10 protein-coding genes, 1 tRNA gene and 1 pseudogene are annotated in these 15,258 nt (G+C 56.1%); 5 read left to right on the top strand and 7 right to left on the bottom strand.

Features of this window, described 5'->3' with window-relative positions; translation table 11 throughout:
* Position 1 precedes the first annotated feature (1 nt).
* Entirely contained in the window at positions 2 to 1,345 is a 1,344-nt protein-coding gene (locus tag JT51_RS12930; protein WP_037313230.1) for a Na(+)-translocating NADH-quinone reductase subunit A, read from the bottom strand.
* A gap of 300 nt (positions 1,346 to 1,645) precedes the next feature.
* On the opposite strand from JT51_RS12930, the gene JT51_RS12925 reads away from it, so the two are divergent.
* Both JT51_RS12925 and JT51_RS12920 read left to right on the top strand, forming a co-directional pair.
* Positions 1,646 to 2,761 carry a THUMP domain-containing class I SAM-dependent RNA methyltransferase gene (locus JT51_RS12925; RefSeq protein WP_037313229.1) on the top strand — a complete coding sequence of 372 codons (1,116 nt, stop codon included), beginning with the start codon at positions 1,646 to 1,648 and terminating at the stop codon, positions 2,759 to 2,761.
* 107 nt (positions 2,762 to 2,868) lie between these two features.
* Positions 2,869 to 2,945: transfer RNA gene (locus JT51_RS12920), tRNA-Pro, on the top strand.
* Positions 2,946 to 3,141: 196 nt separating this feature from the next.
* Here JT51_RS12920 and JT51_RS12915 read toward each other — a convergent pair.
* Entirely contained in the window at positions 3,142 to 5,313 is a 2,172-nt protein-coding gene (locus tag JT51_RS12915) for a DEAD/DEAH box helicase (protein WP_037313227.1), read from the bottom strand.
* Between the two features lie 9 nt (positions 5,314 to 5,322).
* Positions 5,323 to 6,219 (bottom strand): annotated as a pseudogene (locus JT51_RS12910) (BREX system ATP-binding domain-containing protein); the annotation flags it as partial.
* Positions 6,220 to 6,328: 109 nt separating this feature from the next.
* Here JT51_RS12910 and JT51_RS12900 point away from each other — a divergent pair.
* A protein-coding gene (locus tag JT51_RS12900; RefSeq protein WP_419177295.1) for an IS3 family transposase occupies positions 6,329 to 7,680 on the top strand; the annotation gives its coding sequence in 2 pieces (ribosomal slippage) (positions 6,329 to 6,664 and positions 6,667 to 7,680; 1,350 coding nt in all).
* A gap of 4 nt (positions 7,681 to 7,684) precedes the next feature.
* On the opposite strand, the gene JT51_RS12895 is transcribed toward JT51_RS12900, so the two are convergent.
* Complete coding sequence (locus tag JT51_RS12895; RefSeq protein ID WP_037313225.1) at positions 7,685 to 8,842, bottom strand: DUF2235 domain-containing protein; 1,158 nt, start codon at positions 8,840 to 8,842, stop codon at positions 7,685 to 7,687.
* Positions 8,843 to 9,065: 223 nt separating this feature from the next.
* Between JT51_RS12895 and JT51_RS12890 the strand changes: the two genes are divergently transcribed.
* Complete coding sequence (locus JT51_RS12890; RefSeq protein ID WP_037313224.1) at positions 9,066 to 9,824, top strand: nuclear transport factor 2 family protein; 759 nt, start codon at positions 9,066 to 9,068, stop codon at positions 9,822 to 9,824.
* Between the two features lie 558 nt (positions 9,825 to 10,382).
* Here the strand turns inward: JT51_RS12890 and gyrB are convergent.
* Both gyrB and JT51_RS12875 read right to left on the bottom strand, forming a co-directional pair.
* A complete protein-coding gene (gyrB, locus tag JT51_RS12880) occupies positions 10,383 to 12,800 on the bottom strand; it encodes a DNA topoisomerase (ATP-hydrolyzing) subunit B (RefSeq protein WP_037313220.1) in 2,418 nt (805 codons plus the stop codon).
* A gap of 102 nt (positions 12,801 to 12,902) precedes the next feature.
* Positions 12,903 to 13,475 carry a TetR/AcrR family transcriptional regulator gene (locus JT51_RS12875; RefSeq protein WP_037313218.1) on the bottom strand — a complete coding sequence of 191 codons (573 nt, stop codon included), beginning with the start codon at positions 13,473 to 13,475 and terminating at the stop codon, positions 12,903 to 12,905.
* 99 nt (positions 13,476 to 13,574) lie between these two features.
* On the opposite strand from JT51_RS12875, the gene JT51_RS12870 reads away from it, so the two are divergent.
* On the top strand, positions 13,575 to 14,141 hold the full coding sequence (locus JT51_RS12870) for a carboxymuconolactone decarboxylase family protein (protein WP_037313216.1): 567 nt from the start codon (positions 13,575 to 13,577) through the stop codon (positions 14,139 to 14,141).
* Here JT51_RS12870 and recF read toward each other — a convergent pair.
* The gene (recF, locus tag JT51_RS12865; protein WP_037313214.1) at positions 14,138 to 15,235 is read right to left on the bottom strand and encodes a DNA replication/repair protein RecF; all 1,098 of its coding nucleotides are present in this window, start codon (positions 15,233 to 15,235) and stop codon (positions 14,138 to 14,140) included. The two genes, JT51_RS12870 and recF, sit on opposite strands and share 4 nt — an antisense overlap.
* Between the last annotated feature and the right edge of the window lie 23 nt (positions 15,236 to 15,258).

The raw sequence follows: 15,258 nt of genomic DNA, 5'->3' as shown, positions 1-15,258 counted from the left end.
CTCAGCCCTCCTTTTCAATCTTGGACAGGCAGTCGCGCAGCGCCTGCCCGTATTCATATTTTGCGGGACAGGCAAAGCCGATCAGGCCCAGATCCTCTTCGTCCAGCTCTAGCGCACCCAGCGCCTGTGCGGCATCCGTATCCATTACCAACAGCGCGCGCACCAACTGCGTCGGCAGGTAATCCTGCGGCATCAGGTCTTCGAACGTGCCTGTCGGAACCATCGCACGCCGCCCGCCGTTCAGGTTAGAGGTGAAGGCATACAGCTTTCTGGCAAATGCAGACCCCAGAACCGGCTGCACCGCGTATTTCGACGGCATTGGTCGAATCCAGCCCATTGGAATCTGATCCGGGTCTTCGCGGATGACACAGACCTGACGTGCGAACCGGCCCAGATAGGCCCGGGGCCCATCGGCAAGGTGCCCTGACAGGATTGAACCCGAAATCACACGAGGGGTGCCGTCTACATCGATTTCATCGCGGATCAGATCATCCGTCGAAGCGCCCATGGCAGTGCGGATCAGGCGCGGCTGGCGCACCCCGGGACCGGAAAGTGCGATCACAACATTGGGATCAAGATGACCGGTTTGCATCAGCCGCCCGATGGCGATCACATCCTGATACCCGATGGTCCAGACCTGTTTGTCACCGGCCAGAGGTTCGAGGAAATGGATATGGGTTCCGGCCAGACCAGCCGGATGCGGGCCGGAAAAGGCCGCCGCCTCGACGCCGGGCACATCCGCCCCGGGAACCGCCTCACCTTCTTTGTGGCACAGATAGGTCTTGCCTCCGGTCAGCTTGGAAACCGCCTCAAGCCCCGTTGCAAAGGCGTCGCCCGCATCATTGATAATGACAGCAGCGTCACCCGCCAGCGGTTCACTATCCATCGCGGTCACAAAGATCGCCGCCGGTGCCGTGCCCGGCGCGGGCATTTTCGAGTACGGACGGGTGCGGAAAGCAGTCCACAGCCCGGCGGCGCATAGTTTGGCCGCCACGCCCTCGGCGCTGGTTGTGTCACCGATTCCCGAAAAATCAATGCCCGCGTCGTTGGCGTCCGAAATCGCGATCACCACGCTTTGCAACACCCGGCGCGCACCGCGGTTGATGGCAACGACCTTACCGCTGAGCGGGGCAACCATCATCGCCTCGGGCGCATCCTTGTGACAAAACAGCGGCGTTCCGCGCTGAACTTCATCGCCTTCCTGAACCAGCATCCGTGGTTTGAGATCCAGATAATCGGCCCCCAATACACCAACTGAAGAAAATTCAGGACCCGGTTGGATAGCCTGATCCGGCGCACCTTGCACCGGCAGTTCCAACCCCTTTTTCAGTTTGAAAGTTTGCATGTCGCTACGTTCTTCCAAGCCTTTTTTCTGTGCCCGCTATCCCCGACCATAATCAGGTTGGCGTTAAATAGCGCGGATATTCCCACCGGCAGTGTCGCAAAAGCGTCAAAATCCAGCCGAAATCCGCAAGCGCAATTTCGATCACGGACCCTTTACGCGTGGACGGTCACAAACGCAAACCAGTTACCGCCCAACTGCAAGGATGACCCTCGTATTCCTTTCATCTGATAGAATAATCTGATGGCTTTGTCAGGCAAATTGCGTATCGCGCTGACGGCGTTTCCGGTGTAACCAGCCAGAATGAACACATCTGACGATCTGGAAATCTTTCTTGTGGCCACGCCCGGCCTCGAAGCCCCCTTGCACGCCGAGGTCACCGAACAGGGATTCGCCGACGCCCGGCAGGTTGCAGGTGGCGTCAGCTGCCGCGGCAGCTGGTCCGAGGTCTGGCGCGCCAACCTGTGCCTGCGCGGGGCCAACAAGGTGTTGGTCAGGCTTGGCAGTTTTCCGGCTGTTCATTTGGCGCAACTGGACAAACGGGCACGCAAATTTCCATGGTCTGATTTTTTGCGCCCGGACGTTGCCGTCCGGGTCGAGGCGACAAGCCGGAAATCACGCATCTATCACGCCGGAGCCGCTCGCCAGCGCATCGAGAACGCCATCACCGAGACCCTTGGCGCACCGATTTCATCCGAGGCGGCCGTGCGGGTTCTGCTGCGCATCGAAAAAGACATCTGCACGTTTTCCGTAGACAGCTCCGGTGACCCTCTGCACAAACGGGGCCACAAACCCGCAATCGCCAAAGCGCCAATGCGCGAGACGATGGCCGCGATGTTCCTGCGCGAATGTGGGTTTGACGGGTCCGAGCCTGTTCTGGACCCGATGTGCGGGTCCGGTACTTTCGTCATCGAAGCTGCCGAGATTGCCCTTGGGTTGCTGCCCGGGCGCTCTCGTAACTTCGCTTTCGAACATCTAGCGGCTTTCGATTCGGATGCCTGGACTTCAATGCGCGCACAGCAGCCGTCGTCAGAAACGGATTTGGTTTTCCTGGGATCGGACCGCAACGCGGGGGCGGTCGACGCGGCCACCACCAATGCAGAACAGTCAGGTGTGACCGCAAACACCAGTTTTCAGTGCCGGTCAATCAGCGACATAAAACCCCCGCCCGGCCTCGCAGGGCTGGTCATCGTTAACCCACCTTATGGCGCAAGAATCGGCGATGAAAAGCGGCTTCGCTCTCTTTACGGCAGCCTGGGTAAGGTGCTCATGTCCAGGTTCAGAGGCTGGCGGGTTGGTATCGTAACAAGCAACCCATCACTGGCCCGGTCCACACGTCTGCCCTTGCTTCCTTTGGGGCCGATCGTGGATCACGGCGGCACGAAAGTCCGGCTGTACCGGACCGCCCCCCTTGGCTGACAAAAGCATACAAAGGTGGTCCGCTAACCGGTCAGACCAAATCGTCGATGGCGCCTAAAATCCCTCTTGCACATCCAAATCCTCGGGTATAGATCACCCGCCACGGTCGGAGTGTAGCTCAGCCTGGTAGAGCACTGTCTTCGGGAGGCAGGGGTCGGAGGTTCGAATCCTCTCACTCCGACCAATATTTTAAGTGTCAAATGCAGAGATATTTTGCCTTTTGACCAATTAACTTACCTTTCCGCCAACTAAAGTTGCTTCTGTCAGTCTGAATTGCTGCTGATTCAAACGCTCCTTTTGAAGTAATCGGCCCTTAGTCACCGGCTCTAGGAGGGTCTAAAGCAGTCGCCGGATCGAATTGTGGAAGTAGGTTTCCGATTTCATTTATTGGCGATAATGTCACAGATACTTTGAAAACACTCAATTTGCACACGCGACGATAGTGCGTCCTGCACAAGCAAATCCACCGTCAGATACCCATGAAACTTTTCAAAGATCAGATTTGGCGAATGCGCAAACAAGTCCATAGCCTCATTTGGTGGTAGTCGCGCAAGAGTTTGATGCAGCGGCATTTCAGCGTCTCCAGCCTCTACTAAGAGGAAGCCGTCATGCTGTGTCACTTCAAATCCGTACGCTCCCAGTGCCATGGCCAGTGTGGTCGTTTTGATAGTTCCGCAACGGGTTGCGAGAGCGTACGATCCTTGTCCAGTATCCGCGATGGGTGAACCAGAGAAACCCCAGAGACAAAAGTTTCTGCGGGCCTCCTCGAGCAGGCCCAGAGCAGTCTGATCCATATAGGCCAGTTCGAAATTGCCTTCGTAGACTTCAAACATTTTTTCTATGACGCGATCATGGATCATTCCCGGGTCGCCACCGAACAGTGGTGGTACGCCAGCCTTTGCAGGTTTCACAAGGATGACCTTTTCCAGATCGTGGATTTCTTGAACCACCCATCTGCGCCCGGAGAAAATAAGAAGCATCCCCGGAGACAGGATGTTGTCGATGGGCAGAGTACCAAGCTCTTTACCGTCAGCAACAAGGCGAAACTCTTCGGGTGTTTTGAATACGGCATAGAAACTGTAGTGTTCGACCAGACGCTCCCCCGCTGCGCCAAGCAGTAGAAGACCATCGGGCGATTGTTCGATTAGACCGGCTTCAGCGCGCCCCATTGCCCTGAGAACATCCAGAAACAGGTCCGTGCCTACCTGTCGGAATGGTCCTTCCTGGCATAGAAGGCGATAGAGCCTGCTTGCTTGGGCTCCTCCGCGTTCTGCAATGACTGAAAGAACTTGATGAACCAGCGTGGATAGGTGGAGGGCATCCGGCCTCGGAGGTTCGCACCACCCCTCGAGCAACAGCTCGATCATCGCAACGGACCGGATCAGACCGAGTCTGAGCTGATCCACAAAACTGCTCTTACTATCCAGCCTTGCTTCTATCGCATATTGGCGCAGGACCGCGGGCTGTCCTTTGCGGCGCCCAGATCTCCCCAGCCTTTGACGCAACGCCGCAACGCTGAAGGGCGCCCCGACTTGGGCCACACAGGTCACATCACCAATGTCGATCCCCAATTCCAACGTCGACGTGCAAACGGCGGTGGTTGGCTGGTTTGCGTCCTTCAACCTCTTTTCTACAAAATCCCTGTGTTCACGGGAAAGGCTGGCGTGATGTGGGTAAAATTCCTGGGGCAAGTGGGACTTCTCGCAGAATTCGCGCAGCCGGTCTGCGTATATTTCGACATGGTCACGTCTGCTTGCAAAAACGAGGTTGTCGCTGCCACGCAAGTGCTGGAACAAGTGCTCAGAGACGGCATCCGTTGCTGAAGGTGTGTTTTCACCTTCACCCCCTGACACATAACCGCGCAACTGCAAGAGAAGTTCAGCTTCTCCTCCCTCGGCCTCGATCAGCTTAACAGCATTTGCGCTATCCGGCCGCAAGTACACACTTGCTATGTTCATATCACCAAGCGTGGCTGACAGGCCGATGCGACGGATCGGGCGTTTCACCGCTATTTCCAGCCTTGTCAGTAGAGAGCGCATCTGCACGCCGCGCTCACAATCTAAGACGCTATGCAACTCATCGATCACGACCGCCCGTGTCGCACCAAACAGACGCGGAATTTCGAGACCGCGCCGGACAAACAGCGCCTCGAGGGATTCAGGTGTGATCAACAAAATGCCTTTGGGCGACTTCGTTGCGCGAGTTTTCACACTGCTTGAGACATCTCCATGCCAGGGATAAACCGGCAACTCTGCGTCACGGCAGATGTCTTCCAGCCGCATGGCTTGATCAGTAATTAGCGCCTTAAGAGGACCGATGTATAGAAGATCAAAGCCACTAACGTCGGCAGGATCGGCCAAGACCTGTGAAATCAACGGCAGGAACGCAGCCTCGGTCTTCCCTCCGGCAGTTGTAGCCGAGATGATGAGATCGCGGTCACTGTCCATAACCGCGTGAATTGCATCAGCTTGTATCTGGCGCAACTCACGCCAGCCTTTGGAACGCGCCCATTTCTGAACGGGGCGTGCGAGCTTGTCGAAGGCAGTTGTCATCGGGCCGCGTTACAGCCGGAAACTGACGAGGTCGTCATTTTTCTCGGTGGGCTGCGATCCGGTAGCTTCGTCGATATCACTGAGGTCATCCCCTTGATCGCCAGCAACCTCAATCTGATCAATCAAGTCTGACCACCCCACGCCCGGGTTTTGCTCTAGAACCGCAAGCAGGTTTACAAAGGCCGTCACAGTGTTGCGTGGAGTGCGAAAATAGGCTTCTCCAATGCGCTCGGAACAATGCGTCATAAACGCTTCCAGCGCATTGTCGGGCAGTGCAGCCTCTTCCCCCTGCATGACACCACGCACGTTCGCCAGCAGAACAAACAAATCTTCCGGGGTCAGACTCGCCAAGCGTATGACCGGCCCAGACAGATCCACGAGACCGTCCCGCGCAAAGGTGTTTTCAGCGAGACGCGATTGAAGCGCCTCATAACTGTAAAGCCCCCGTCGGGTGTTCATCAGAAACTCCGGTGTTCCGCCCATCAGGAAACCGAGGTTCTGCGCGCTGCCCTGGAGGACATCATTCAAGATGCGCAAAATTTGCTCATAGTTGGCGTTGCGGGCTTGTGACGAGGTGAGTTTATAGAGGTTCACCATCTCATCCATACCAACAAGCAAACCTTTGTAACCCGCTTCTACTGTAAATGCAGACATCAGCTTGAGGTGGTCATAAACACTTGCGTCGTTGATGATTGTACGGACTCCAAGAGCCTTGCGAGCATCCGTGCGGGTAGCATACTCCCCGCGTAGCCACCGCAGTGCCGCTGATTTCAGTTCGTCTTCTCCAGTTTCATGGCCTTCCCAGTAGCGCCTGACCACTTCGGCAAAATCGAAGCCACCGGTCAGCTCCTCAAAGTGTGCCAGCTTCTCGCGGATCACGTTCCCAGTCGTCAGGTCACGTGCCTCAGCATCACGATGTGCTGTGGAGACTGTTTGACGTCAGCACCTGTGGGACAGATTTGAGGATTTGAACAACGGAGGATTTCTGGTTCATCGTAACCGTCAAGGAGTGAAGATGAACAAGAAATCCGGAACCAGCAAAGCTTCGGCTACCAAGTTGGTCAAAACCATCCGCCGCAAGACGCGGCAAACCTATTCGGCGGAGGAGAAGATCCGCATTGTTTTGGCGGGTCTTCGTGGTGAGGAAAGCATCTCGGCACTGTGTCGGCGCGAGGGCATTTCTGAGAGCCTGTATTACAGCTGGTCAAAGGAGTTCCTCGAAGCCGGGAAACGCCGTCTGTCTGGCGATACAGCCCGGCAAGCGACGTCGCCTGAAGTGAAGGAGCTTCGATCCGAGGCGACGGCACTGAAGGAATGCGTCGCCGATCTGACCCTTGAAAACCGCCTGCTCAAAAAAAGCATGACAGGGGCTGGGGAGTTCGAGGAATGAGATACCCTGCCTCTGAGAAACTGGAGATCATCCGCACCGTTGAGGGGTCCCATCTGCCCACCAAGCAGACCCTGGACATGCTGGGCATCCCCCGCACGACATTTTATCGTTGGTATGATCGCTATGTCGAAGGCGGCTTTGATGCCCTGGCGGATCGCTCACCTTGCCCAAAGTCTGTCTGGAACCGCATTCCACAAGCTAGGCGGGATGATCTGATCGAGTTTGCGTTGGAACATGAGGTGTTAACGACACGGGAGCTGGCGGTCAAATACACCGACGAAAAGCGGTATTTTATTTCTGAATCATCTGCTTATCGATTTTTGAAGGAAGCTGATCTGATTACCGCACCAGACTACGTCGTGATCAAAGCAGCCGACGAGTTCACGGATAAAACCACCGCCATCAACGAGATGTGGCAGACCGACTTCACTTACTTCAAGATCATCGGCTGGGGCTGGTTTTATCTCAGCACGATCCTGGACGATTTCAGCCGCTATATCGTTGCCTGGAAGCTCTGCACAAACATGCGGGCCGAAGACGTGACTGACACAATCGAACTGGCTCTGGCGGCATCTGGATGCGACCAGGCCATCGTTCGGCACAAGCCACGCCTGCTGAGTGACAATGGGTCCTGTTACATCTCCGGCGATTTGGCCGAATGGCTGGAAGACCAAAAGATGGGCCATGTTCGCGGCGCTCCGTTCCACCCGCAAACCCAGGGCAAGATCGAGCGTTGGCATCAAACCATGAAGAACCGGGTTCTGCTGGAAAACTACTACCTGCCCGGCGATCTGGAACGTCAGATCGAGGCTTTCGTCGATTACTACAATAACGAGCGATACCACGAGAGCCTGAACAACGTCACACCGGCAGACGTCTACTTCGGGCGTGACAAAGCCATCATCAGAGAAAGGGCAAAGATCAAGAAGCTGACAATCCAACAGCGCCGCTTGCAACATCAAAAACAAGCCGCATAATCAATCACGTTAACGAACCAGAGCCTCCAATAATCAAGCCGCTCTGATGTCCCATTTTATATGACGACGGACAAACGATGGCATCGTATGGAATGTTTCTTGGCTCCTTAAAGGGAAGGTAAAATCCACCTACCTGCTGAACGTTCGGATCGTCGTGGTATTTCTTCTTCTTTGGCAAGTACTCCAGTGGTTTCCAAAAAAAGGTCATAGAGTCGTGAAGAACCGCATCTGGCTGCGGAGCGGAATAATCGCGCTTGCTACCCGGCTCTACATTTTTTGGATTTTCTCCTCTTACCAGCCGCTTCACCATCGTTTCTCTGAATGTCAAACCGTGCTTTCTGGCTTCGTCTATCATCCATGCTAACGGATACTTTGCAGCGCCGCTTTCCTGTTCTGGATAGCCGCTGCCGATGTCTCCGTGAACTCCTGCAAACCAAACTTGGAGAATATCTTGTTCAACCGCATCCTCGTCTTTGATAAAGGGATTTGCTTTAAACTTCTGCGGTTGAGCCCACCTGGAAAGTCGAAACATTCGACGCGTTTCGTCGATAGCGCAGGCTTGTCGAAACACTTGGACACAAGGGTTTCGTTGCGTGTACGGCAAGGCCTCTAAGGACGGTAAGTACAGTCGGTCGGGACGCGGCACGATGACAGACGCTACTGTGTCCCAGGAGCCCATGAAGCGAATTGTTGTACGCCTCGTGTCCAATACCTCTTGTACCCGCCAAGCAATGTCAAACTCGTCCATTGAACTGGATTGTTTGTAAGCGGTTAGAGCATAAGAGCAGAGATGCTCTTGGTGCGAATGAAGTAACCCCACCATATTGATGAAGCCGGCGAGGACCCTGATCGTATGCGCGCCTCGCGAGAAACCGAACAGATAAATCTGGTCCCCGTCTTGGTAGTGCCGGATTAGGAAGCGGTACGCGTCGAGTACGTTCCCATCGAGTCCATATCCTGTCGCTAGCGCAAATACACCTTTTGCTTGGTTCTTTATTCGGCTCCATGCCCCGCTGTTGGAGATAGTTCCAACACCTGGATCATAAAAGCCGATTTGGTTTCTATTTTCCTTCAGCACACGGTAGAATTTGAGAACGTTAGACTGATTTTCCTTTATCTCGTTGCCAGTTCCATCGCAGCAAATCACTATTTTTTTGACCATATCCAGAGCCTTAGCGAACTTTATCCAATGCTCTAGTTCTAGCTGTGGTTGGGTTCCATTGATACCACTTCAACACACGGTTTGCTTAGGACTGCGACCAGCCAATCATGCTTGCTGCGGAGAACCGCAACACTAACGGCCTTGTCAGAAGAACCTGCCTTGTTCCCGCGTTGGTTGGCATGGTCTACTTTTAGTGACGAAAGAACCATGAGAAACGCGCATTATGACATCCAAAAAACAGTTACTTATGAAGCTTCTCAAGGGTATCGAAACCGGCGATTCAGAGGCGGCTGCTGTTGTTAATGAAAGCAAGTATATTCAGCATAACCCACGTACAGGCGAAGGAAGCCCTGGATTGGCAGAACTTTTTGCGCGTTTGGCCAAGGCAAACCCGCGTGTCACTTTTTTCCGGGTTTTCCAGGATGGTGATTTCGCATTTGCGCACAATGAGTACGACTTCAACGGCGTGGAAATTGCGTTTGAAGTATTTCGCTTTGAAGACGGGAGGGCGGTTGAACATTGGGACAATATTCAAGAGATCCAATCCCCGAATCCATCAGGCCGAACAATGTTGGATGGGGAGACTGTAGTCACAGATCTCGATAAGACCGAGGGCAATCGGGAATTGGTCCGTGCATTTGTGGAACGCGTCCTGATCGAACGGAAATTCGAGTTGATGGCGACATATCTCGCAACCGACCTTATCCAGCACGATCCAGAGATCGCTGACGGGATCGCTTCGCTGCGCGCCGCACTTAATGAAGAGCAAAACGGCGCGCCTAGAATCGCCCATCAGAAACTCCACCGTGTCCTGGCCGAGGGGAATTTCGCCCTTTGTATGATTGAAGGACGACGGGATGGACAACATGCAGGCCTATTCAGCCTGTTTCGTCTAGCCGATGGCAAGATCGTCGAGCACTGGACCACTTGCACGCCCATTCCTCCGCGCAACGAATGGAAGAACGACAACGGAAAGTTCTAGTGGGTTTTGAGAAGACAGACGCGTCTCTTTCAGCGGCGAAAAGAGATATTCTTAGCCTGCCCGAAAGCAATCCTATGTGAACTCTAGCCGAAATTGTGCTTTGCCCCGATCTCGGGAACTACAAAGTCCAGTTGTGAATGTCCGCTTCGGGCCGATTGTGTTGAAAAACTCCGTTTTTTGACGAAATCGGTGATTTTTCTGTCCGTACAGCCCGGCCAACTTTTCAAGGCGAGGGGTTTCGGCCAAATTGGTCTTCTGCTGCTCATGGGGCAGCTCACTGCGCCTCATGGCAAATCTCATCTGACTTTTCGGTATCACGGGTTCTTTCCGAAAAATTGCGACATCTGAAATTCGGAGTTTTTCAACACAATCGGCTGGAAGCGGCAGTCCTCAAGCTTCGCGGGGGCCACGACCATGGCATGGGACCAACCAAAATTTGCACTGTGCGAAATTAGCTTTGAATTCGAAATTTAATGGGTGGCTATTGCGCCCAAGGTTTTGGGCCAAAGATGCAAATCTTTAGGCGAAATGCAAAGCTTTGGGCGCACCTACACGGGCTCAAAAATCCAGGTTCTCCACGCTCAACGCGTTTTTCTGGATGAATTCGCGGCGGGGTTCCACCACGTCGCCCATCAGCTTGGTGAACAGATCATCAGCTTCGACCATATCGTCCACCCGCACCTGCAACAGTGTGCGCGCATCCGGGTCCAGCGTGGTTTCCCACAGCTGATCGGGGTTCATCTCCCCCAGACCCTTGTAGCGTTGCAGAGACAGACCCTTTTCGCCTTCTTCCAGAATGGCGCGCAGCAGGTCCAGCGGGCCGTGGACCGCCTGCATCCGGTCGCGGCGCACAAGGGTTGCGGGGGTGTTGTAGATCTCTTGCAGGCTTTGGGTAAAGCTGCCGGTCTTGCGCGCCTCGCCCGAGCGCAGCATCGGGCCATCCAGTGTGCGCACTTCTTCGACACCGCGCAGGATACGGGCCAGACGGATGCCGTGATCCTGCGTGATCCGGCCTTGCCAGCCGCGCTCATATTCCAGCGCGATCAGGTCGAGACGGGCGGCAACCTTGTCGGCCACGCCCTGCAAATCGGCATCCACAGCGCCCGGAACGAAGGCGCCCGCAACAGCGGCCTGCTCCAGAATGTGGCGCGGGTAATGGGTCGGAAAGGCGTCCAGCACGCGTTTGAGCTGACGCGCTTCATCCACCACGCGGGTCAGGTCTTGCCCGATGATTTCCTCACCCGAGCCGAGTTTCAGCACTGCCCCTTCGACGCCCTGATTGACCAGGTATTCATCCATCGCCGCCTGATCTTTCAGATACACCTCGGACTTGCCGCGCGACACTTTGTAAAGCGGCGGTTGCGCGATGTAGAGGTAACCGCCTTCGATCAGTGCCGGCATCTGCCGATAGAAGAACGTCAGCAATAGGGTACGAATATGCGCGCCATCCACGTCCGCGTCGGTCATGATGACGATTTTATGGTACCGCAGCTTGTCGATATTGAATTCATCGCGCCCGATACCAGTGCCCAGCGCCATGACGAGGTTACCGATTTCCTGACTGCCCAGCATCCGATCGAAGCGCGCGCGCTCAACGTTCAGAATCTTACCCTTTAGGGGCAAGATCGCTTGCGTAAGCCTGTCGCGGCCCGTTTGAGCCGACCCACCGGCCGAGTCCCCCTCGACCAGAAAGACTTCGGTTTTTGTCGGGTCTTTTTCCGAGCAGTCCTTAAGCTTACCGGCCAGAAAGTTTACATCCATCGCTGTTTTGCGACGGGTCAGTTCGCGGGCTTTGCGGGCGGCTTCCCGGGCCAATGCCGCCTCGATGATTTTGCCGACGATAATTCTGGCTTCATTGGGGTTCTCTTCGAACCACTCGGCCAGTTTTTCATTCAACATCCCTTCGACCGCCGGGCGAACCTCGGAGCTGACCAGCTTGTCCTTGGTCTGAGAGGAGAATTTCGGATCCGGAACTTTGACGGACAGCACGCAAGTCAGACCCTCGCGGGCGTCATCGCCGGTAAAGCTGACCTTTTCCTTTTTCGCAATGCCGCTGGATTGCGCATAATTGTTGATCGTCCGGGTCAGCGCGCCACGGAAACCGGCAATATGGGTCCCGCCATCGCGCTGTGGGATGTTGTTGGTAAAGGGCAGCACCGTCTCATGATAGCTGTCATTCCACCACATGGCGATTTCCACGCCGATATCGTCCCGCTCACCCTTGATATAGATCGGTTCGGGCATCGCCGAGGTCTTGGAGCGGTCGAGGTATTTGACAAATTCCTTGACGCCGCCCTCATAAAACAGCTCGGTCTCAAGCCGTTCGGCGGGGCGTTCGTCGATCAGGATGATACGAACGCCCGAGTTCAGGAAGGCCAGCTCGCGCAGGCGCTTCTCTAACGTCTCGAACGAATACTCCAGATTGGAAAACGTGTCGGTCGAGGCCAGAAACCGCACTTCGGTTCCGGTCCGGTCACCGCATTCACCGACGACTTTCAGGTGTTCAACCGTCTCACCGCCCTCAAACCGGGCGACGTGCTCTTTGCCCTTGCGCCAAACGCGCAGCTCCAACCAGTTGGACAGCGCGTTCACCACCGACACACCCACACCGTGCAGACCGCCGGACACTTTGTACGAGTTGCTGTCGAACTTACCGCCCGCGTGCAGCTGGGTCATGATGACCTCGGCTGCGGATACGCCCTCTTCGGGGTGGATATCGACCGGAATTCCGCGCCCGTTGTCGCTGACCGAAACACTGGAATCCGCGTGAATTTTCACCGTCACATGGTCGGCATGACCGGCCAACGCCTCGTCAATTCCATTATCGACAACCTCATACACCATGTGGTGCAGACCCGAGCCATCGTCCGTATCACCGATGTACATCCCGGGGCGCTTGCGGACCGCCTCTAAGCCCTTGAGAACTTTGATAGAATCTGCGCCGTATTCTTGTGGTGCCTGTGCGTCTTCGGACATGCCGTTAGTACCTATATTATTTTGGTAACTTATACGTTTTCTGGTGGGGATTGTCACGCGGTCCCCCAACATTTTGTGGCAGTGGCCCGGGTTATCTGCGGATCAAAGCCGATCCAGGTCCGCGGCGATATCTGCGGCGATTTCCGCTGCGTTCACATCGTCACGTTCAGCAGACAACCGCAGGCCCAGCAGATCGGATTGATACCGCGCCGCCAGCCGGTCGGGATCATGATCCGGACCGATGTCACCGGCCTGCTGCGCGCGGCGAAACAGCGCCGTGAAACAAGTCTTCATCTCGGCCATATGCAGGCTGGCTTGCGCGGCCAGATCGTGACCCTTGGCTTGCAATTCAGCATAGGTCTTGGCCAGCATACAGGCCCGCGCAGGCATTTCACTGGCCTCGATCACCACCCGAGGCTGCGCCTTGAGTGCACCCAAAGGCCCCAATTCCTTGGCCATGGCGGTCAGGCGCGCCACGCCGTCTTGCGCGTACCGTTCCAGCGTCAGCGCATACAGCGCATCCTTGGATCCGAACGCGGCATAGAAACTGCCCGGTTTCAGCTTCAACTCACGCTCCAGGTCCTTCAGCGACGTGCCAGCCCAGCCCTGACGCCAGAAAACATCTCTGGCCTGAGCGATCAGCGCGTCACGGTCATATGCGGGCTTGCGGGGCATCGGCGTCACCAATTCTTGAACGTTCACTCAAATATATACTTGAGCGATCACTCAAGAAAGACTAAATACGACTCACCCGCCAGAAAAAGGAGTTCCGACATGGCTGACTTTCCGTCTCATGACCTGACCACCGCCCCCGAAGGGTCCAAACCACTGCTGGAAAAATCGCAAGCCGCCTTTGGCCGCCTGCCCGGCTTGCACAAGGTCATGTCCGAAAGCCCCCAGCATCTGGAAGGCTATCAGGTCCTGCACCACCTGTTCATGCAGACCGACTTTGACAACGACGAGAAAACCGTCGTCTGGCAGGCCATCAACGTTGAAAACGAGTGCCACTATTGCGTGCCCGCCCATACCGGCATCGCCAAGATGATGAAGGTCTCGGACGAGATCACCAACGCGCTGCGTGACGAAACCCCGCTGCCTACTGCCAAGCTTGAGGCGCTGCGTACCTTCACCCTGCAAATGATGAACCAGCGCGGCAATGTCACCGACGAACAGATGCAGGCGTTCTTTGACGCAGGCTACTCGCACCGCGCGGTTCTGGATGTGGTTCTGGGTCTGGCACAGAAAACCATGTCGAACTACGTCAACCACATGGCGCAGACGCCGGTGGACGAGGTTATGCGCGGCTTCCTGTGGGAACGTAAAGTTGGCGAGCCTGCCTAAGACGCTACGACCGAGCCCTCTTCGCCCTCACTGACAATCAGCGTCTGGGCCCGGTCGCCCAATTCGGAAAACAGCTCAGGCCCGGTGCCCGTCATCCAGGCCTGCGCCCCCAGCGCGCAAATCTCATCATACAGCGCCGCCCGCCGCCCCGCATCCAGATGCGCGGCCACCTCATCCAGCAGCACAATCGGCGGCGCGCCAACCATCCCGGCCAGCGCGCGCGCGTTGGACAGGATCAGCGAGACCAACAGGGCCTTTTGCTCTCCGGTGGAACAATCCTTGGCGGGCACACCTTTGGCGGCAAACACGCCGTACAGATCCGCCCGATGTGGCCCCACCAATGTGCGCCCCGCCGCCAGATCGCGAAACCGGCTTTCGGCCAAAGCCTCGCGCAGATCATCTGCCGTCTCAGGCATCGCGCCCTCGGTTTGGGTCAGTTCCAGATCAGCCGACGGAAATGCGGTTTCCGCCTGATCCTGCGCCGCGCGCAGATGCGCCAGTGCTGCAAGGCGTGCCGCGTGAATTCGGTGCCCGGTGTCGGCCATCTGCCCTTCCAGCGCGGCGTACCAATGGGCATCCCGCACCTGTTCTTTCAACAGCCGGTTGCGTTCGCGCATGGATTTTTCATAGGTCAGCGAGGCTTCGGCATGGGCGGGATCAAAACTCAGCGCGATGCGATCCAGAAACCGCCGCCGCCCCTCGGCCCCTTCGATCCACAGCCGGTCCATCGACGGGATCAGCCAGACAACCCGCGCCAGTTTACCCAGATCAATCTGGCTGGCCGCCTTGCCATCAATCCGAACCTGCCGCGCGGCACCGTCTTCGGACCAGGTTTCAATCTCATACTTCTGGTTCTGCGCGCTCAGCACTGCGGACAGTTTCCAGCCCAGCGCCTCGGGCCGCCGCGTCATCTCGGCGGCACTGGCCCGCCGCATTCCGCGACCGGGCGAAAACAGTGACACCGCTTCCAGAATGTTGGTCTTACCGGCCCCATTCGGCCCATGAATGGCCACCGGCCGCCCATCCAAAGACAACCGCGCCAGTTTGTGAGACCGAAAATGCGAAACCGTAAGCTCGGTCAGGGTCAACGCCATGACCCCTCCCTTCATCTTTGCAA

Origin of the sequence: Ruegeria halocynthiae (assembly GCF_000743705.1) — a bacterium.
Taxonomy (GTDB): Bacteria; Pseudomonadota; Alphaproteobacteria; order Rhodobacterales; family Rhodobacteraceae; genus Ruegeria; species Ruegeria halocynthiae_B.
Note: the sequence above shows the minus strand (reverse complement) of the source record. Positions and strands in the feature narration are given on the sequence as shown.